General features: G+C 62.4%; 16 protein-coding genes. 3 read left to right on the top strand and 13 right to left on the bottom strand.

Features of this window, described 5'->3' with window-relative positions:
* Positions 1-184: 184 nt before the first annotated feature.
* The 4 genes from ACA027_RS08610 to ACA027_RS08595 all read right to left on the bottom strand — a co-directional run bounded on the left by ACA027_RS08610 (position 185) and on the right by ACA027_RS08595 (position 3,143).
* Positions 185-637, bottom strand: a complete 453-nt coding sequence (locus ACA027_RS08610; protein ID WP_370681961.1) for a DIP1984 family protein — start codon at positions 635-637, stop codon at positions 185-187.
* A gap of 66 nt (positions 638-703) precedes the next feature.
* On the bottom strand, positions 704-2,179 hold the full coding sequence (gene guaB / locus ACA027_RS08605) for an IMP dehydrogenase (RefSeq protein ID WP_370681960.1): 1,476 nt from the start codon (positions 2,177-2,179) through the stop codon (positions 704-706).
* A 207-nt stretch (positions 2,180-2,386) separates the two neighbouring features.
* Positions 2,387-2,641 carry an RnfH family protein gene (locus ACA027_RS08600; RefSeq protein ID WP_370681959.1) on the bottom strand — a complete coding sequence of 85 codons (255 nt, stop codon included), beginning with the start codon at positions 2,639-2,641 and terminating at the stop codon, positions 2,387-2,389.
* A gap of 49 nt (positions 2,642-2,690) precedes the next feature.
* Entirely contained in the window at positions 2,691-3,143 is a 453-nt protein-coding gene (locus tag ACA027_RS08595; protein ID WP_370681958.1) for a type II toxin-antitoxin system RatA family toxin, read from the bottom strand.
* Between the two features lie 150 nt (positions 3,144-3,293).
* Here ACA027_RS08595 and smpB point away from each other — a divergent pair, with 150 nt between their 5' ends.
* Both smpB and ACA027_RS08585 read left to right on the top strand, forming a co-directional pair.
* Positions 3,294-3,770 (top strand): SsrA-binding protein SmpB, encoded by a 477-nt coding sequence (smpB, locus tag ACA027_RS08590; RefSeq protein WP_370681957.1) that lies wholly within the window; start codon positions 3,294-3,296, stop codon positions 3,768-3,770.
* Positions 3,771-4,154: 384 nt separating this feature from the next.
* On the top strand, positions 4,155-5,753 hold the full coding sequence (locus ACA027_RS08585) for a methyl-accepting chemotaxis protein (RefSeq protein WP_370681956.1): 1,599 nt from the start codon (positions 4,155-4,157) through the stop codon (positions 5,751-5,753).
* A 110-nt stretch (positions 5,754-5,863) separates the two neighbouring features.
* Here ACA027_RS08585 and ACA027_RS08580 read toward each other — a convergent pair whose 3' ends face one another.
* A complete protein-coding gene (locus ACA027_RS08580; RefSeq protein WP_370681955.1) occupies positions 5,864-6,958 on the bottom strand; it encodes an enoyl-CoA hydratase/isomerase family protein in 1,095 nt (364 codons plus the stop codon).
* 296 nt (positions 6,959-7,254) lie between these two features.
* Here ACA027_RS08580 and ACA027_RS08575 point away from each other — a divergent pair, with 296 nt between their 5' ends.
* Complete coding sequence (locus ACA027_RS08575; RefSeq protein ID WP_370681954.1) at positions 7,255-8,805, top strand: TerC family protein; 1,551 nt, start codon at positions 7,255-7,257, stop codon at positions 8,803-8,805.
* Positions 8,806-8,978: 173 nt separating this feature from the next.
* Here ACA027_RS08575 and typA read toward each other — a convergent pair whose 3' ends face one another.
* From typA to ACA027_RS08535, 8 genes are all read right to left on the bottom strand, one after another.
* The gene (typA, locus tag ACA027_RS08570) at positions 8,979-10,805 is read right to left on the bottom strand and encodes a translational GTPase TypA (protein WP_370681953.1); all 1,827 of its coding nucleotides are present in this window, start codon (positions 10,803-10,805) and stop codon (positions 8,979-8,981) included.
* A complete protein-coding gene (truB, locus tag ACA027_RS08565) occupies positions 10,802-11,794 on the bottom strand; it encodes a tRNA pseudouridine(55) synthase TruB (RefSeq protein WP_370681952.1) in 993 nt (330 codons plus the stop codon). Before truB ends, typA begins: the two co-directional genes overlap by 4 nt.
* Before the next feature lie 2 nt (positions 11,795-11,796).
* A complete protein-coding gene (gene rbfA, locus ACA027_RS08560) occupies positions 11,797-12,174 on the bottom strand; it encodes a 30S ribosome-binding factor RbfA (protein ID WP_370681950.1) in 378 nt (125 codons plus the stop codon).
* 3 nt (positions 12,175-12,177) lie between these two features.
* On the bottom strand, positions 12,178-14,997 hold the full coding sequence (infB, locus tag ACA027_RS08555; protein WP_370681949.1) for a translation initiation factor IF-2: 2,820 nt from the start codon (positions 14,995-14,997) through the stop codon (positions 12,178-12,180).
* Positions 14,998-15,021: 24 nt separating this feature from the next.
* Complete coding sequence (gene nusA / locus ACA027_RS08550) at positions 15,022-16,509, bottom strand: transcription termination factor NusA (RefSeq protein ID WP_370681948.1); 1,488 nt, start codon at positions 16,507-16,509, stop codon at positions 15,022-15,024.
* An 85-nt stretch (positions 16,510-16,594) separates the two neighbouring features.
* A complete protein-coding gene (gene rimP, locus ACA027_RS08545; RefSeq protein ID WP_370681947.1) occupies positions 16,595-17,176 on the bottom strand; it encodes a ribosome maturation factor RimP in 582 nt (193 codons plus the stop codon).
* Positions 17,177-17,380: 204 nt separating this feature from the next.
* Complete coding sequence (locus ACA027_RS08540; RefSeq protein ID WP_370681946.1) at positions 17,381-17,770, bottom strand: thioredoxin family protein; 390 nt, start codon at positions 17,768-17,770, stop codon at positions 17,381-17,383.
* Positions 17,771-17,999: 229 nt separating this feature from the next.
* Positions 18,000-18,161, bottom strand: coding sequence for a hypothetical protein (locus tag ACA027_RS08535; protein ID WP_370681945.1), 162 nt, complete (start codon positions 18,159-18,161; stop codon positions 18,000-18,002).
* Positions 18,162-18,231: the final 70 nt, after the last annotated feature.

The following is an 18,231-nucleotide window of genomic DNA, read 5'->3' as shown; positions in this document are numbered from 1 at the left end:
CGCGTCAGTGCAAGGTGGTGCGGGGTGAAGTCTACAAAGTGCGCTGTAAACAGTGATGGGCTGATTGGTACATGGTGTATTGAGCACCGTGCGCTGCCCTTCGCGCATCCAGTTGAGAGACCAGCTTGTTTTCAACCTCCTGGCCTCACCGAGGTCTTAGCACTCGCCCGCGACGCTCCAAAACTCAGATATCAATTTGCCAATTTGCGGCCTGGATCGTCACGTTCACCTCACGGATCTTGCGCGACACATCATCGGCCTGCTTTTGCACACTGGCCACATCAATCTGCGGCACCCATTTGATTTCGCGCTGGCTGTAGCGGTCCACATCTTTGTGGGTGGCATCGATAGCGCAGCTCAACAGGGAATGCTGGGCCACCAGCATGTCGCGCTGCGCCAGCAGATCGGCCAGCAAGCGGCCGTCTGCCAACTTGGCAGCCTCGTTGGCGGCATTGATGGTGCGCACCAGCTTTTGCTGCTCCTGCAAGGTGGATGTCGCCTCTGCCAGCAAGTCCGCCACTTTTTCCTTGGGTTGCTCCCCCTCTTGCACGATGGCATTGCGAGCAATGCGTTCACGCAAAGAGGCCAGCTTCTTTTTTTGATCCGCCCTCAGCAGCAAGGCTTCCGCCAATTTCATGGAGACTCCAGTTCAAGCTTTCAAGCACAGAAAAATGGCTGCCATCCAGCAGCCATTTTTCCGTCATCAGTCCGCGCGATAGTTCGGCGCTTCCTTGGTGATCTGCACGTCGTGAACGTGAGATTCGCGGATGCCGGCCGCCGTGATTTCCACGAACTCGGCCTTGTCGTTCATCTCGGCAATGGTCTTGCAGCCGCAGTAGCCCATGGAGGCACGCACGCCGCCGGCCATTTGGTAGACGATGGAGACCATGGAGCCCTTGTAGGGCACGCGGCCTTCAATGCCTTCGGGCACCAGCTTGTCGGCATTGGGGTTGCCGGTGCTGGATTCCTGGAAATAGCGGTCGGCCGAGCCCTGCTGCATGGCACCGATGGAGCCCATGCCGCGGTAGCTCTTGTAGGAGCGACCCTGGTACAAAATCACTTCGCCCGGCGCTTCTTCGGTACCGGCAAACATGCCCCCCATCATGATGGTGGAGGCACCAGCAGCCAGGGCCTTGGCGATGTCGCCCGAGAAGCGGATACCACCGTCACCAATCAGGGGCACGCCCGTACCCTTCAGGGCCTGGGCCACGCCGTCGATGGCCATGATCTGGGGCACGCCCACACCGGCCACGATGCGGGTGGTGCAGATGGAGCCAGGACCAATGCCGACCTTGACGGCGTCGGCACCGGCCTCCACCAGGGCCAGCGCAGCTGCGCCGGTGGCGATATTGCCGCCAATCACATCGACTTGCGGATAGTGTTGCTTGACCCAGCGCACGCGGTCAATCACACCCTTGGAGTGACCATGGGCCGTATCCACCACGATGGCGTCCACCCCGGCTTGCACCAAGGCGGCCACGCGCTCTTCCGTGCCAGCACCCACGCCCACGGCAGCAGCCACGCGCAGGCGGCCGGCAGCGTCACGCGCAGCGTTGGGGAAGGTGGTTTGCTTGTTGATGTCCTTGACGGTGATCAGGCCCTTGAGTTCAAAGGCGTCGTTCACCACCAGAATGCGTTCCAGCTTGTGCTTGTTGAGCAGCGCCTTGGCTTCGGCGGGGCTGGTGCCGTCTTTTTCGTTGACGGTGATGAGCTTTTCGCGGGGCGTCATGATCTCGCGGACCTTGACGTCATAGCGGGTCTCGAAGCGCACATCACGGCTGGTCACGATACCCACCACCTTGCCGCCGTCGCACACGGGGAAGCCCGAAATGCCACGCTCTTCCGACAGCTGCAGCACTTGCAGCACGGTGTGTGCTGGGGTGATGACCACGGGGTCGTGCACCACGCCGGATTCATGGCGCTTGACCTTGGACACTTCGGCAGCTTGTTGCTCGGCCGTCATGTTCTTGTGGATCACGCCAATGCCGCCTTCTTGGGCAATGGCAATCGCCAAACGCGCTTCCGTCACCGTGTCCATGGCGGCGGACACCAGGGGCAGGTTCAACGTGATGTTGCGTGTGAATTGGGTGGAGAGAGATACGTCCTTGGGCAGGACTTCGGAGTAGGCGGGGACGAGCAAAACGTCGTCGAAGGTCAGTGCTTTTCCGAGAAGGCGCATGTGAGGGCTCCAAAAGAAAGATTGTACCTGCCCAACGGTTCCCTTTGCAGAAGTGGCAGCACCATGACCGCAGCCCTCCAAGCCCAATCGCGTCCTGAAAAGACTGCGCAGGCCGGTCGGCCTTCAGCGCCAGCGATGAGCTGCGGCGATTTCACGTCCCACCTCAAAAGCCGCACCAACCGGACTGGCCCAGCCTGCGCTCCGAGTTCAGTAACCCGCTTTGCTATTGAGCCTGCGCTTGGCAAACAGGCCGGTGCTGCGCGCGCCCTGGCTGGCAAAACGGGTGCGGCGTGCGACCTTGGGGTCTACGGTCAACGGGCGGTAGAGCTCTACCCGGTCGCCGGCTTGCACCAAGGTGGCGGCATCACACACCCGCCCCCAGATGCCGCAGGCTAGGCCCTCCCAAGGCAGCCCGGCAGCCTGCAAGGCCTGGGCCACGGTGGCGGGTTGCGGCAGGTGCACGGTGCATTCCTGAACCTGTCCCGGTGCAGGCGAATGCCAGACCAGCACGTCACCCATACACATTCTCGGCGCGCTTGATGAAGGCATCCACCATGGAGTTGGCGATGCGGTCAAACACCGGGCCCACCACGGCGGCCAGCGCCGCCGAATCAAAGCCGTAGTCCAGCTGCAGCTCCACCTTGCAGGCGCGCTGGCTGCCGTCGCCCACGGGGTGAAAGATCCAGCGCCCTTCCAGGCGCGAGAACGGGCCCTTGACCAGACGCATGGCCACGGTGTGACCACCCGCCGGACCGGCTTCGTTGGTGTTGCGGGTGACAAACGACTTCTTCAACCCAGCCAGCGACATGCCGACCTCGGCGGTCATGCCCTGCGCATCCTGCTCCAGCACCTGGGTGTGCGAGCACCATGGCAGAAACTCCGGATAGCGCGCCACATCGGAGACGAGGGCGAACATTTCGGCAGGGCTGTACCAGATCAGGACGGACTTATGGACGTTTTTCATCGGCTGGTAACACGGGGGCAACCGCCGTGCGCGGGGATTGCGGACGCTGACGGCACAGCAGCCCGTGCGAAACTAGAATCACTGTATGCGGCAAAGCGCCCATTGTAGAGAGAGCCCTGCTTGCACGGGGCGCACCGTATCAAAGAACCCATGGCAACGAAAAAAACCGAAACTCCGTCGCGCATTGCAGACAACAAGAAAGCGGCGTTCAACTATTTCTTTGAAGAGCGTTATGAAGCGGGCATGGTGCTGCACGGCTGGGAGGTGAAAGCCCTGCGCGAAGGCAAAGTGCAGCTCACCGATGGCTATGTGCTCATCAAGGGTGGTGAAATGTTCTTGCTGGGCTGCCAGATCAACCCGCTCAAGACGGCATCCACCCACGTCAACCCCGATGCAGTGCGCATCAAAAAGCTGCTGCTCAAGAAAGACGATATCGAACGCCTGACGACCAAGGTCGAGCAAAAAGGCTACACGCTGGTGCCCATCAATCTGCACTGGAAGAACGGCCTGGTGAAATGCGATATCGCCCTGGCCAAGGGCAAGGCCGAGCATGACAAGCGCGATGTCATCAAGGACCGCGAAGGCAAGCGCGAGGTGGAACGCGCCATGAAAAGCCGCAACCGCTGACGCTGCACCGGCGAATAGACCGCTCCCAAACCCAGAGCTGCCTACGCTTATCTGCCAAGCACTTCACCATGAAAAGCATGGGAGACGCTGGGCAGATAAGCGTAGGCAGCTCTTGTTTTTTCCAACCACATTGCGGCTGCGGGGTACAAAACAGCGGACTGCCTGCGGCTTCGCACCCTGCTGGCCAAGGCCCCGCACCGGCTTATTTCGCCAGAGCTTGATACAGCTTAAACCGCAGCCCGCCACGTCATACGCCCGTCATATTTACACCTGTAACAATTAGATTCACTGCCGTCAACCCGTGATTTTCCCCAACAAAGTGCGTCGCCGCCACGGATGCAAACCACAGGCACGACGCCAGAACGGCAGGCTTCGGGAGTAAGAATGTCTTTGGCAAATTGGCCGATTGGCCGCAAGCTGGCCGCACTGATCGCCAGCATCCTGGTGCTGTTTCTGACCGGCAGCGGTCTGGCCATCTACCAGTCCAAGCAGCAAGATGCCGTGCTGCGTACCATGCTCTCCGACGTGCTGGTGGCAGAGCGTGCGCTCAAGGACTGGTCCATGAACGTCACGGCCGGCGTGCAACGCGCCGCAGCCATTGCCAAGAGCAGCGATGACAGCCTGGTGCAGTACTTCGACCAGGCCACCAAGGACGCCACGGCCGACACCGCGCGCCAGATGAAGATCATCAACGAGCGGCTCAAGGACCCGCAGCAACTGGCCATGCTGGCCCAGTCCTCGCAGCTGCGCGATAGCTACCTGGCACAGCGCAAGCAGATTGCGGCCTTGAAGGCCGGCGGCGATGCCAGCGGCGCCCACCGCGTCTTCACCGAGCAGTTCGAGCCCACGATGCGCGCCTATCTGCAATCCGTGGCCCTGCTGGCCGACAAGCAGCGCGAACGCTTTGACGAATTGGCCGCAGCCAGCGAGCGCGCCCGCCAGTCCAGCGCGCGGCAGCTGATCGTCTTCACGCTGGCCGCCCTGGCCCTGGGCTGCATCCTGTCCTTCCGGGTCACCCGCAGCATCACCAGCCCTCTGCACCTGGCCACCGCCGCCGCACGCTCCATGGCCACGCTGGACCTGAGCGGCCGCCCCCAGGCCAGCTACGGCAGCGACGAAACCGGCCAGCTGCTGCAGGCCATTGACCAGATGCGCAGCACGCTGAACCAGACCCTGTCGCACGTGCTGATGACCGCCCAGAGCATTGCCACCGCCAGCGCCCAGGTGGCCAGTGGCAGCAACGACCTGAGCCAGCGCACCGAGCACACGGCCGCCAACCTGGAGGAAAGCGCCAGCGCTATCGAAGAGCTGAGCACCTCGGCCCTGCACTGTGCCGACGCCACCCGCCAGGCCGAGCAGTTGGCCCGTAGCTCCTGCGATGCCAGCCACAAGGGCCACGCGGTGGCGCAGCAAATGCGGCAAACCATGGAAGAGATCCACCGCAGCAGCCAGAAGATTGGCGACATCATCGGCGTCATCGACGGTATTGCCTTCCAGACCAATATCCTGGCGCTGAACGCCGCCGTGGAAGCCGCCCGCGCCGGCGAGCAAGGCCGAGGTTTTGCCGTGGTGGCCGGCGAGGTGCGCGCCCTGGCGCAACGCAGCGCCACGGCCGCCAAGGAGATTCGCAGCCTGATCGACTCCAACCTCGGCAGCGTCAAGGCCAACAGCGAGCAGGTGCAAGAGGCCAGCGCGTCCATGCAGGACATCCTGGACAACGTCACGCGCGTGCAGGACATCGTCAGCGAAGTCAATGCAGCCAACCGCGAGCAAAGCCAGGGTGCGGCCCAGGTGAACCAGAGCATTGCCCAGCTTGACCAGATGACCCAGCAGAACGCGGCCCTGGTGGAAGAGTCCAGCGCGGCAGCCGCCCATTTGCATGCCCAGTCCCAGGATTTGCAGACCACGGTGCAGGCCTTCCGCCTGGGCAGCAGCCGGGAAGCCACTCCCACGTCTACCCCTGCACCGCTGCTGATGGCTTGAGCCCTCCCCTGCACCGTAGCCGCAGCAACACCCACCACCAGAGCCCGCCGCTAGCGCATGCGGCATTTTTTACCCCCCTCAGCGCCGGAGGCCGGCGCGGGAGTAAACCTTCAGTCCTTCAACATGGCCAGCGGGTGCGAATGCGCCGGCCAGGGGCTGACGAAGAACGCGCGCCACAGGTCTTCGGGCACGTCTTCGATGCGTGCGGGGTTCCACTGCGGGTTGTGGTCCTTGTCCACTGCCAGGGCGCGCACGCCCTCCACGGTTTCGCTCTGGCCGGGGCGCAGGTAAAAGCAGTGGCGCACCATGTCGCGCTCCATGCGCAAATCGGTGGCCACATCCATGCCACGCGCACGGCGAATCTGCTCCAGCACCACATGCAGCATCAGCGGCGAGCGCTTGCGCAGCGCCGCGGCCGTAGCCTGCGCCCATTCGCTGGTGTCGGCTTCCAGCGCATCGATGATGGCCTTGACCGTGGGCAGGGCAAACACGCGATCGATATCGGCCGTGTTGCGCACCGCGCCCGGCGCCTGGGCCTGGGTGCGCGATTGCACAAAAGCCTCCACCGCCTTGCCATCGGCAAACGATTGGCTGGCCAGCGCCTCCCACAGTGCGGCCTGCTCAGCAGCGGGCAGATAGGCATCGGCCAGCTTGAAGCCAATAGCCTCGGCGGCGGCCACAGTGTCGCCCGTCAAGGCCAGCCATTCACCCACCTGGCCGGGGCAGCGCGAGAGAAAGTAGCCGCCGCCCACATCGGGGAACAGGCCGATGATGGTCTCTGGCATGGCCATCTTGGTTTTCTCGGTCACGATGCGCAGGCTGGCGCCCTGGCTGATGCCCATGCCGCCGCCCATGACGATGCCGTCCATGAAAGCGATATAGGGCTTGGGGTAGGTGAAGATCAGGTGGTTGAGCGCGTATTCCTCGGTGAAGAAGTCTTCCAGCTCGGGGTTGCCGCTGCTGCCCGCTGCATGCAGGAAGCGGATGTCGCCGCCGGCGCAGAAATGGCCGAACACGCCTTCCTTGTGGCTGCCGCGAATGGCCACGGCCAGCACGCTGGGGTCGTCGCGCCACTGCAGCAGGGCCGCATACAGATCGCGCACCATTTGCAGCGACAAGGCATTGATCGCCTGCGGGCGCTGCAGCGTGATCAGGCCGATCTGGCCACGGCGTTCGGCATGGATGTGGCTGGGGGGGGTGCTCATGAAAAGTCTCCTCACTGTTATTCGATGTGACGGTCGCAGCCGATACGGCTTGTGACCATAGACGCGGCGGCGATTGTGCCAGAGGGTGCGGCGTGCTTCCTGTCACCCGCAAGTCCGGCATGCCGGACTCCTGCCCGCAAGCCCTTCTTTTAAAATAGGCGACCTATGGAATCTGCACCCTGTTCCAGGCGTGGTCTGCCACGCCATCTTGGCCTGCGGCCGCTGCGCCGCACCGCCTTTTTCTCTCCCATTCATGTCCTTGCTCTGCCGGGCCACATTTCCAGGAGGCTGCGTTGATGGAATGGCTCACAGACCCCACCATCTGGGCCGGCCTGCTGACCTTGGTCGTGCTGGAGATCGTGCTGGGTATAGACAACCTGGTTTTTATCGCCATCCTGGCCGACAAGCTGCCACCGGCACAGCGCGAGAAGGCCCGCCTCATCGGCCTGTCCCTGGCCCTGGTCATGCGCCTGGCACTGCTTTCGGTGATGTCGCAGCTGATGAAGCTGACCGAGCCACTGCTCTCGTGGTGGCGGGTTTCGCTCTCCGGGCGCGATCTGATCTTGCTGGCCGGCGGTATTTTTCTGCTGTGGAAGGCCACGACCGAGCTGCATGAGCGCCTGGAGGGCGTGGAACACGGCGAAACTGGCGGCCAGGGCTATGCCAGCTTTGGCATGGTGCTGCTGCAGATCGTGATTCTGGATGCGGTGTTCTCGCTGGACTCCATCATCACCGCCGTGGGCATGGTGGACCATTTGCCCGTGATGATGGCCGCCGTGGTGATTGCCATGGGCGTGATGATGTGGGGCTCCAAGCCGCTGACCACTTTTGTGGGCGCCCACCCCACGGTGGTGGTGCTGTGCCTGAGCTTTTTGCTGATGATTGGCTTCAGCCTGCTGGCCGAGGGCCTGGGCTTTCATCTGCCCAAGGGCTATCTGTATGCGGCCATTGGCTTCTCGGTGATGATCGAGTTCTTCAACCAGCTGCGCCTGCGCAACCAGCAAAGGCACGAGGCACGCCTGCCCATGCGCGAGCGCACGGCCCGTGCCGTGCTGCGCCTGTTGGGCGAACCGGCCGCGGCCCCGGCGCCCACCAGCAGCGAACCTTCGCGCGACGCCATTGCCCAGCTGCTGCCCCAGGCCTTTGGCCACGCCGAGCGCCACATGGTCAGCAGCGTGCTGCGCCTGGGCGAGCGCAATGCCGAGTCGGTGATGACGCCGCGCTACGCCATCCAATGGCTGGATGTAGAGATCGACCCCGCCGCACTGCGCCAGCAACTGCTGCAGGCCGACCATGGTCTGCTGCCCGTAGGCCGTGGCTCGCTGGACCATATCGTCGGCGTGGCCCACACGCGCGACCTGCTGTCCGACCTGCTGACCCAGGGCCAGATCAACGAGGAACGCAGCCTGCGCCCGGCCCTGGTGGTGCCAGGCTCGGTGGGCGTGCTCAAACTGGCCGAGATGCTGCGCCAGTCGCGCCGCCAGATGGTTTTGGTCAGCGATGAGTACGGCAGCATTCTGGGTTTGGTCACCCCCATCGATCTGCTGGAAGCCATTGCCGGCGAGTTCCCTGATGAGGACGAGGTGCCCGAAATCCAACCCCAGCCCGGCGGCGCTCACTGGATCGTCAGCGGCGTAGCCGATCTGCATGCACTGGAGCGCGCCACCGGCATGCAGTTGATGGACGAAGATGCCGACTACAGCACCCTGGCCGGCCTGATGATGGACCATCTGGGCCGGCTGCCCGCCGCCGGCGAGGTGCTGGAGCTGCCCGGCCTGCGCCTGCAGGTGCTGCAGCTGCAGGGCCGGCGCATCGCCAGCGTGGATGTAAGGCACATCTCTCCCTGAGCCGCCTGCTCTCAGCGCGTGTTTACGATCTCAGGGGGTGGCAGCGGCGCTGCGCTGTAGCGCCAGCCCTGCTTCAGCACACCCCAGACGTCAAAAGGCCGCCCGAGGGCGGCCTTTTTTGATAGCAGCTTATGCAAGCAGGATGGGCATTCCCATCCTTCCGAGCAAGCAGCTTACGCGTCGCGAGAAGCACGCTTGCGGTCATGCTCCTTCAGGTGGCGCTTGCGCACGCGCAGGCTGGTGGGGGTGATTTCCAGCAGCTCGTCGTCTTCGATGAATTCCACGCCGTATTCCAGCGACAGCTCGATGGGAGGCGTGATCTTGATCGCGTCTTCCTTGCCCGAAACGCGGAAGTTGGTCAGCTGCTTGGTACGGGTGGCGTTCACCACCAGGTCGTTGTCGCGGCTGTGGATGCCGATGATCATGCCTTCGTACACGGGGTCGTTGGCCTTAACGAACATGCGACCGCGGTCGTCCAGCTTGCCCAGGGCGTAGGTGAAGATTTCACCGTCGTCCATGGAGATCAGCACGCCGTTCTTGCGGCCACCGATGTCGCCCTTGTGCGGCTCGTAGCTGTCGAAGATGTTGGCGATCAGGCCGGAACCACGGGTCAGGTTCAGGAATTCGTTGGTGAAACCGATCAGACCACGGGCCGGGATACGGTATTCCAGACGCACGCGACCGCGGCCATCGGGTTCCATGTTCACCAGCTCGCCCTTGCGCTCGCCCAGGGCTTGCATCACGCCGCCTTGGTGGCCTTCTTCGATGTCGGCCGTCACCAGCTCGATGGGCTCATGGCGCTCGCCATCGATGGTCTGCATCACCACGCGGGGCTTGGACACGGCCAGCTCGTAGCCTTCGCGGCGCATTTCTTCCAGCAAGATGGTCAGGTGCAACTCGCCACGGCCGGAGACTTCAAAGATACCGTCTTCGTCGGTTTCCTTGACGCGCAGGGCCACGTTGGAACGCAGTTCCTTTTGCAGGCGGTCCCAGATCTGGCGGCTGGTCACAAACTTGCCTTCACGGCCCGCCAGCGGCGAGTTGTTCACGCAGAAGTTCATGGTCAGCGTGGGCTCGTCAATCTTCAGCATCGGCATCGGCTGGGGATTGGCCGGGTCGGTGATGGTTTCGCCGATACCGATGTTTTCAATGCCGCTGATCAGCACGATTTCCGAAGGACCGGCTTCGGTGGCTTGCACGCGATCCAGGCCTTGGAAGGTGTGGATCTGGTTGATCTTGCCGTTGTAGCTCTTGCCGTCCAGGCCGGCCATCACGGCCACTTGCTGGCCCACCTTCAGCGTGCCCTGGGTGATACGGCCCACGCCGATACGACCCACAAAGGTCGAGTAGTCGAGTGCAGAGACCTGCAGCTGCAGCGGCGCCGATGCGTCACCTTGCACGGCAGGCACATGTTCCAGGATGGTGTCGAACAGGGCCGACATATCGGGGCCCCACTGCGCACCGGGCTCGCCCTCTACCTTGGAGGACCAGCCGTTGATGCCCGAGGCGTAGACCACGGGGAAGTCCAGTTGCTCGTCGGTGGCGCCCAGCTTGTCGAACAGGTCGAAAGCGGCGTTGATCACCTTGTCGGGGTTGGCACCAGGCTTGTCCACCTTGTTCACCACCACGATGGGGCGCAGGCCCAGGGCCAGCGCCTTCTTGGTCACGAAGCGCGTCTGGGGCATGGGGCCTTCTTGCGCGTCGATCAGCAGCACCACACCGTCCACCATGGACAGGGCGCGTTCCACTTCACCACCGAAGTCCGCGTGACCGGGTGTGTCGAGGATGTTGATGTGGGTGTCCTTCCAGGACACGGCGCAGTTCTTGGCCAGGATGGTGATGCCACGCTCACGTTCGATGGCGTGGTTGTCCATGACCGTGTCCACGACTTTTTCGTGTTCGGCGAATGTGCCAGAGGAGCGCAGCAGCTGGTCAACCATGGTGGTCTTGCCATGGTCAACGTGCGCGATGATGGCGATGTTGCGGATTTGTTTGCTCATAAAGTTTCCAAACTGCCGTGCTCTGTGCGCAGCGGCGTGCCTTCCAAAATCTGTTGAATTTCCAGGGGACTGAGCAGGCGGTCAGGAATCAGCTCCCCGCTTGTGACATGCCCGACGCCCAGCAGGGCACGGGGATGCTCTCCATACACCGCCACGGCGCTGGCATCCGGCCAGCCTCCACGACGGCGCAAGCCGGACAGAAAACGCCCGGCATCTTGCTCGCCCAATGTGACAGGCACATGGGCATGCAGCAATGTGTCCGCAGGCAGCACATGCTGCATGCGCTCTTCCTCCGGCATAGCGATCAAGTCCTGCAGCGTGACGCAGCGCGCCAGTCCTATGCCCCCGGTGTCGGTGCGGCGCAGTGCCCGCAGATGGGCACCGCAGCCCAGGGCTTCGCCCACGTCTTCGGCCAGCGTACGGATGTAGGTGCCCTTGCTGCAGGTCACTTCCATTTCGATAGCTGGCTGTGCGCTCTCGTCCTGCGTCAGCCGCAGATGCAATGCATGAATCGTGACGGCGCGCGCGGGGCGCTCGATCTCGATGCCGGCGCGGGCGTATTCATACAAGGCCTTGCCGTCTTTCTTCAGCGCGCTGTACATGGGCGGCACCTGCTGAATGTCGCCGCTGAACTGCGCCTGCACGGCAGCCAGACGCTCGGGCGTGATGGCCGCCATATCCACAACGCGCTCACGCAGCACCTCGCCCTCGGCGTCGGCCGTGGTCGTGGTCTGGCCCAGGCGGGCGATGGCGATATAGGTCTTGGGAGCCTCCAGCTGCAGCTGGCTGAACTTGGTGGCCGCACCAAAGCACAGCGGCAAGACGCCGCTGGCCAGGGGGTCCAGCGTTCCAGTATGGCCGGCCTTTTCCGCGCGCAGCAACCACTTCACTTTTTGCAAAGCGTCGTTGCTGGAAAGGCCCAGCGGCTTGTCGAGCAGCACCACCCCATGCACAGGGCGCCGCTGCACCCTTGTGCGAGTGGCGTTCATGCTTAGCCTTCTTCGGGGCCGCGCGACGCCACAGCCTTGGCGATCAAGGCGTTCATGTCGGCCGCACGCTCGGTGGTGCGGTCGAAATGGAAGTGCAGCGTAGGCACGGTATGAATGTGCAGGCGCTTGAACAGGCCGTTGCGCAGAAAGCCTGCGGCCTGGTTCAGTGCCAATTCGGTTTGTTCAGGATCACCAATCAGCAGGCTGAAGAACACCTTGGCGTGGGCATAGTCAGGAGTCACCTCCACGCTTTGCAGCGTGACCATGCCAACGCGCGGGTCCTTCAACTCGCGGGCGATCAGCTCCGACAGATCACGCTGGATCTGGTCGGAGACTTTGAAGCTGCGGTTAGGCGCAGCGGATTTCTTACGGGTAGCCATGATTTACAGCGTACGCGCGATTTCCTTGATCTCGAAGACTTCCAGCATGTCGTTCTCACGAATGTCGCTGTAGTTCTTGAGCTTGATACCGCACTCGAAGCCTTCCTTGACTTCCTTGACGTCGTCCTTCATGCGGCGCAGCGATTCGATCTCACCCGTGTAGATAACCACGTTGTCGCGCAGCAGACGGAAGTGTGCATTGCGAGTGACGTGACCCTGGGTGATGTAGGAACCTGCAATCGTACCGATCTTGGTTGCCACAAACACGGTACGGATTTCGGCCATACCGATGATTTCTTCGCGCTTCTCGGGAGCCAGCATGCCGGACATGGCCGCCTTCACCTCATCCACGGCGTCGTAGATGATGTTGTAGTAGCGAACGTCCACATCGTTGCCTTCGGCCGTCTTACGGGCCTGGGCGTCTGCACGCACGTTGAAACCAATGATGATGGCCTTGGATGCCAGCGCCAGGTTGACGTCGGACTCCGAGATACCGCCCACGCCGGAGTACACCAGCTGAACCTTGATCTCTTCCGTGGAGAGCTTGAGCAGCGAGGCGCCCAGTGCTTCCTGCGAGCCTTGCATGTCGGCCTTGATGATGATGGGCAGGGTCTGCACATCGCCAGCGGACATTTCGGCGAACATGTTTTCCAGCTTGGCAGCTTGCTGCTTGGCCAGCTTGGTATGGCGGAACTTGCCGGCACGGTAGGTGGCGATTTCACGGGCACGGCGTTCGTCGCTGAGCACCATGAAGTCATCACCGGCTTGCGGCACTTCGTTCAGGCCCTGGATTTCCACCGGAATGGAAGGACCGGCTTCCTTGGTCTGCTTGCCATCTTCGTCCAGCATGGCACGCACGCGGCCATAGGTCTGGCCTGCCAGCACCACATCACCCACCTTCAGCGTACCGGATTGCACCAGCACGGTGGCCACGGTACCGCGGCCCTTGTCCAGCTGGGCTTCGACCACGATACCCTTGGCGGCGGCTTCCACAGGCGCCTTGAGCTCCAGCACTTCGGCCTGCAGCAGCACTTGCTCCAGCAGGGCGTCGATGCCCTCGCCGGTCTTGGACGACACAGCGATAAAGGGAGAGTCGCCACCGTATTCTTCCGGCAGCACCTCTTCCACCACCAGCTCTTGCTTGACGCGCTCGGGGTTGGCTTCGGGCTTGTCGGACTTGGTGATGGCCACCACGATAGGAACACCAGCCGCCTTGGCGTGCTTGATGGCTTCCTTGGTCTGGGGCATCACGCCGTCGTCGGCAGCGGCCACCAGAATCACGATGTCGGTGGACTTGGCACCGCGTGCACGCATGGCCGTGAAGGCCTCGTGACCGGGGGTGTCCAGGAAGGTCACCATGCCGCGTGGGGTATTCACGTGGTAGGCACCGATGTGCTGGGTAATACCACCGGCTTCGCCAGAGGCCACCTTGGTGCGGCGGATGTAGTCCAGCAGCGAGGTCTTGCCGTGGTCCACGTGACCCATGACGGTCACCACAGGAGCACGCGGCAGCAGCTCGGCTTCGGCGCTGGAGACTTCTTCGGCCGTGAAGGCTTCGAGCTCGTCCAGTGCAGCGACCTTGGCGGTATGGCCCATTTCTTCCACCACGATCATGGCGGTGTCCTGGTCCAGCGGCTGGTTGATGGTGACCATCTGGCCCATCTTCATCAGCACCTTGATCAGCTCGGATGCCTTGATGGCCATCTTGTGCGCCAGTTCGGCCACGGTGATGGTCTCCGGCACGGAGATCTCCAGCTGGCGGAATTCCGGCGCCTGCTGCTGTTGGTGCTCGTTGCGGTCGTTACCGCGACGGCCACCACGGGGGCCACCGCGCCAGTTGGAGCGGCCGACACCACCCGAGCTGTCGCCACGGGTCTTGATTTCCTTCTTCTTGCCGGCGTCATTCGCCCAGCTGGAGGACAGCTTGGCCGACTTGACTTCCTTGCCGGCACGGGCACCAGCACCTGCATTGCCACCGGCACCAGCGCCTGCAGCGGGCTTGGCGTCCTTGGCGGCTGCGGGCTTCTTGGCATCCGCAGCCGGGGCTGCCTTCTTGATTTCTTCCGGCTTCTTGGCCACCAGCACCTTCTTGGGTGCTGCCATCATGGCGCGGATGGCCTCGGCTTCGGCCAGGGCCTTGCGGCGGCGCTCATCCAGATCCTTGGCGCGAGCAGATTCCTCGGCCGCACGGGCCTTGGACTCTTCTTCGGCCTTGGAGCGTGCATCGACCTGTGCCTGTGCACGGGCCTCTGCGGCAGCAGCGGCTTCGGCCGCAGCTTCCTTCTTGGCTTCCTTTTCCTGGCGCACCTTGGTGGCTTCGGCCACGGCATAGGCACGGGCGCGCTCTTCGGCTTCCCGTTCCTTGCGCTCGCGGTCTTCCCGGTCTTCGCGGTCCTTGCGCTCTGCGACCAAGGCCACTTCTTCCTTGCGCAGGGCTTCTACTTCCTGGAGGGCTTCTTCCTCGCGGCGAGCCAGCTCCACGGCCGGACGTGCAGCCTGGGCTGCCACTTCGGCCGGAGTGTCTTCGCGCTTGATGAAGGTGCGTTTTTTGCGCACTTCAACCTGAATGGTGCGGGCCTTGCCAGTGGCATCGGCCTGCTTTATTTCACTCGTCGATTTTTTGGTCAACGTAATCTTCTTGCGGTCAGCACCTTCTGCGCCATGGCTGGCTTTCAGGTGACTGAGGAGTTTTTGCTTATCCGAGTCGGTCAAAGGATCCGAAGGCAACGACTTCGCTACCCCAGCGGACTTGAGTTGGTCGAGCAGGGTTTCGGGCGATTTTTTGAGTTCAGCGGCAAACTCGGCGACGGTGTTCAACGACATATTTCCTACTTACCTCCGTGACCCTTACTCTTCACCTTGCGTGAACCAGTGCTCGCGCGCCTTCATGATCAAAGCTTTGGCTTCATCGGGAGTCTGGCCGGTCAGTTCGGTCAGCTCGTCGATGGCCAGATCGGCCAGATCATCACGGGTTTGCACGCCACCGTCGGCCAACTTGGCCACCAGCTCGGGGGTCAGACCCTCCAGATCACGCAAATCCTGGGACACGAGTGCCACGCTTTCCTCCTGAACGATTTCCATCGTCAGCAGGGCATCCTTGGCACGTGCACGCAGTTCGTTGACGGTTTCCTCGTCGAACGCTTCGATTTCCAGCATTTCGGCGATGGGCACATAGGCCACCTCTTCGAGGCTGCTGAAGCCTTCATCAATCAGGATGCCTGCCAGCTCCTCATCCACGTCCAGCTTTTCCATGAAGAGCTTGCGGGAGGAGTCGGTTTCCACAGCCTGCTTTTGGGCAGACTCGGCGGCATCCATGATGTTGATCTTCCAACCCGTGAGGTCGGATGCCAGACGCACGTTCTGGCCACCACGGCCGATGGCGATGGCGAGGTTTTCCTCATCCACCACCACGTCCATGGCGTGTTTTTCTTCGTCCACCACGATGGAGGAGACGTTGGCCGGGGCCAGCGCACCAATCACGAACTGGGCGGGATCTTCCGACCACAGCACGATGTCCACGCGCTCGCCAGCGAGCTCATTGGTCACCGCGTTGACGCGCGAACCACGCACACCGACACAGGTGCCGATGGGATCCACGCGCTTGTCGTGAGAGATCACTGCGATTTTCGCACGGCTGCCGGCATCGCGTGCGCAGCTCTTGATTTCCAGCAGACCCTGCTCGATTTCAGGCACTTCGTTGCGGAACAGCTCGATCATGAATTCGGGCGCGGAGCGCGACAGAATGATGGGCGCGCCGCGCAGCGTCAGGTCCACTTCCATGATCATGGCGCGCACACGGTCACCGTTGCGCAGATTTTCCTTGGGAATCATTTCCCCACGGCGCAAGCGGCCTTCCACGCGGCCGGACTCGACAATGATGTCGCCCTTGTCCATGCGCTTGACCGTGCCGGTGAAGATCTTCTCGCCACGGGCCATGAATTCGTTGAGCAGCATCTCGCGCTCAGCGTCGCGGATCTTCTGCAAGATGACCTGCTTGGCCGCCATCGCTCCAATACGGCCGATGGGCAGGGATTCGATCTGCTCTTCCAGGAAGTCGCCCACCTGTGCGTCCGGCTTGCGATCCACCGCATCCATCAGCATTTCTTCCGCCTCGGGGTTTTGCAGGCCGGCGTCGTCAGACACCACTTCCCAGCGACGGAAAGTGTCGTAGTCGCCGCTATCGCGGTCGATGTGCACGCGGATGTCCACCTCTCCTGCGTACAGCTTCTTGGTGGCCTGAGCCAGCGCCTGCTCCACCGCACCAAACACCACATCGCGCTCTACATTCTTTTCACGCGAAATGGCTTCTACCAACATCAACAGTTCGCGATTCATGCGACGACTCTCCTATTTCATATCTCAAGCGAAGGCGCCATCCACAGCGCCCGCCTTGCTCCAAACGATGACAACTGCCAGCGACTCACACCGGCTTGGCTGCACGCCCTTTGAAATTAACGATGGGCGCCAAACGCGCCTCTCGCAACTCATCCAGCGTGAAGCCCATCGCCTGCAACGGCGCGGGTTCGCGCTTCTTACTTACTCTTTGACCCGGCTTGACGGGAGGGGCATCGCTCCAGACGATCTGCCAGCCTCCGTCCTCGGCGCGCTCCAGCGTGCCGCGAAATTTCTTGCGATTGACGTTGACACTGCCCGCGGCGGCCGCACCAATGGCTTCCTTGAGTGTCAGGTCCACTTCCTGCCCCTGGAAGCGGACAAAGTCCTGTTCATGGCGCAGCAGGCGGTCGATGCCCGGCGACGACACTTCCAGTCGGCGGTAGTCCGCACCATCGACTTCCAGTGCAAACTGCAGCTGGCGTGTGACTTTTTCGCAGTCTTCCACGGTGATGAACTGCTCAGCCAGCGACTCGGCCTGGTCTTCGGCTGGTGGCACCCAGGGCAAATCGATGGTAATGCGCAGCAGCCCGCCTGCAGAGCGTTCAATCTCCACCAGGTCGTAGCCCAGACCAGTCACGATTTCTTCAACGATTTGCTGTAATGCCACGTGTATTCAGTTCAATCCCGGAAGTACAAAAAACCCGACAGCCGCCCGCACAGGTTGGCGGCAGCTTCGAGCTCCAAATCCAACCGACCAAAAAAAACGGGCGGTTGTTACCCGCCCGTTTGGTCGTGAAGCCAGTATTGTAGCCGCTAAAGCATTGATTCGCAAAGACAAGCCTCATCGACATTTGTGCGGGGCATTGTGCACTCAGGCCAGGGCTTTGGCAATCCGTAGAAAAAGCGGCGTTGCCTCGGCGGGCAGCAAGGCTGCAGCGGGCGCGCCGTCTATATAAGAGTCCACCAGCCGCTCCAGCACCGCGTGCTGCGGCAGCAACGGCCCCAGAAAAAAGGCTTGCGCACCCTGCCCTATCAGCAAGGTGGGGAAGGTTTCCACGTCCATGTCCTCAACCAGGTCTTCGCGATCTTCCACATCCAGCCAGTGCCAGCGCAGCTCCGGCCTGCGCCGGGCCAAGGCCTCAAAACCGCTGCGGTATTCACGGCACACTCCGCACCAGCCGGCACACAGGCACACCACCCACCACGCGGACTCCCCCGCTTCGGGCGCCGCAGACGGCGCAGCCGCATCCATCATTTGCATCGCACTCCTTGTTTGTCCGCCCAGTCATAGTGCGGGGCTTACCCCCTGAACCACCAGACTGCAACCGCCAGCACGCATGGTAGCGGGCTACCCATGACCGACACCACTCACCGCAGCATGGGCCACGCTGCAAGGGAGTCTTTCAGGCCCACCAAAAACAACAGCCCGCCAAAAGCGGGCTGTGCTGCAGTGCCGGGCAGCAGGCACAGGGCCTGCCCCAGACAGGGAATCAGCCGTGGCGCTTGCCAGGGTTCTTCTTGCTGCGGGTGTGCGAACCACGCTCCAGGCTCACGCGCTGGCCACGGCCACCAGTGGGCAGCACCACGCCATTGGGGGTCTTGGGTTGGGGGGTGAACTTGCGATCGGCTTCGGTCACGATTTTGTTGCCCATGATGGACTCCTTTTGCGAACAACGGTAAAGGGCGAGATTCTTCCACATCCTGCCCTGCGATAGAAGCTTG

Origin of the sequence: Comamonas sp. GB3 AK4-5 (genome assembly GCF_041320665.1) — a bacterium.
Lineage (GTDB): Bacteria > Pseudomonadota > Gammaproteobacteria > Burkholderiales > Burkholderiaceae_C > Comamonas.
This window is presented reverse-complemented; position numbering and strand designations above follow the sequence as displayed.

Bases quoted from the DNA above. Each gene is read 5' to 3' on its own strand.
- ACA027_RS08610 (WP_370681961.1), bottom strand. From the start codon at position 637: ATGAAATTGGCGGAAGCCTTGCTGCTGAGGGCGGATCAAAAAAAGAAG.
- guaB (WP_370681960.1), bottom strand. From the start codon at position 2,179: ATGCGCCTTCTCGGAAAAGCACTGACCTTCGACGACGTTTTGCTCGTC.
- ACA027_RS08595 (WP_370681958.1), bottom strand. From the start codon at position 3,143: ATGAAAAACGTCCATAAGTCCGTCCTGATCTGGTACAGCCCTGCCGAA.
- smpB (WP_370681957.1), top strand. From the start codon at position 3,294: ATGGCAACGAAAAAAACCGAAACTCCGTCGCGCATTGCAGACAACAAG.
- ACA027_RS08585 (WP_370681956.1), top strand. From the start codon at position 4,155: ATGTCTTTGGCAAATTGGCCGATTGGCCGCAAGCTGGCCGCACTGATC.
- ACA027_RS08580 (WP_370681955.1), bottom strand. From the start codon at position 6,958: ATGAGCACCCCCCCCAGCCACATCCATGCCGAACGCCGTGGCCAGATC.
- ACA027_RS08575 (WP_370681954.1), top strand. From the start codon at position 7,255: ATGGAATGGCTCACAGACCCCACCATCTGGGCCGGCCTGCTGACCTTG.
- typA (WP_370681953.1), bottom strand. From the start codon at position 10,805: ATGAGCAAACAAATCCGCAACATCGCCATCATCGCGCACGTTGACCAT.
- truB (WP_370681952.1), bottom strand. From the start codon at position 11,794: ATGAACGCCACTCGCACAAGGGTGCAGCGGCGCCCTGTGCATGGGGTG.
- rbfA (WP_370681950.1), bottom strand. From the start codon at position 12,174: ATGGCTACCCGTAAGAAATCCGCTGCGCCTAACCGCAGCTTCAAAGTC.
- infB (WP_370681949.1), bottom strand. From the start codon at position 14,997: ATGTCGTTGAACACCGTCGCCGAGTTTGCCGCTGAACTCAAAAAATCG.
- nusA (WP_370681948.1), bottom strand. From the start codon at position 16,509: ATGAATCGCGAACTGTTGATGTTGGTAGAAGCCATTTCGCGTGAAAAG.
- ACA027_RS08540 (WP_370681946.1), bottom strand. From the start codon at position 17,770: ATGCAAATGATGGATGCGGCTGCGCCGTCTGCGGCGCCCGAAGCGGGG.
- ACA027_RS08535 (WP_370681945.1), bottom strand. From the start codon at position 18,161: ATGGGCAACAAAATCGTGACCGAAGCCGATCGCAAGTTCACCCCCCAA.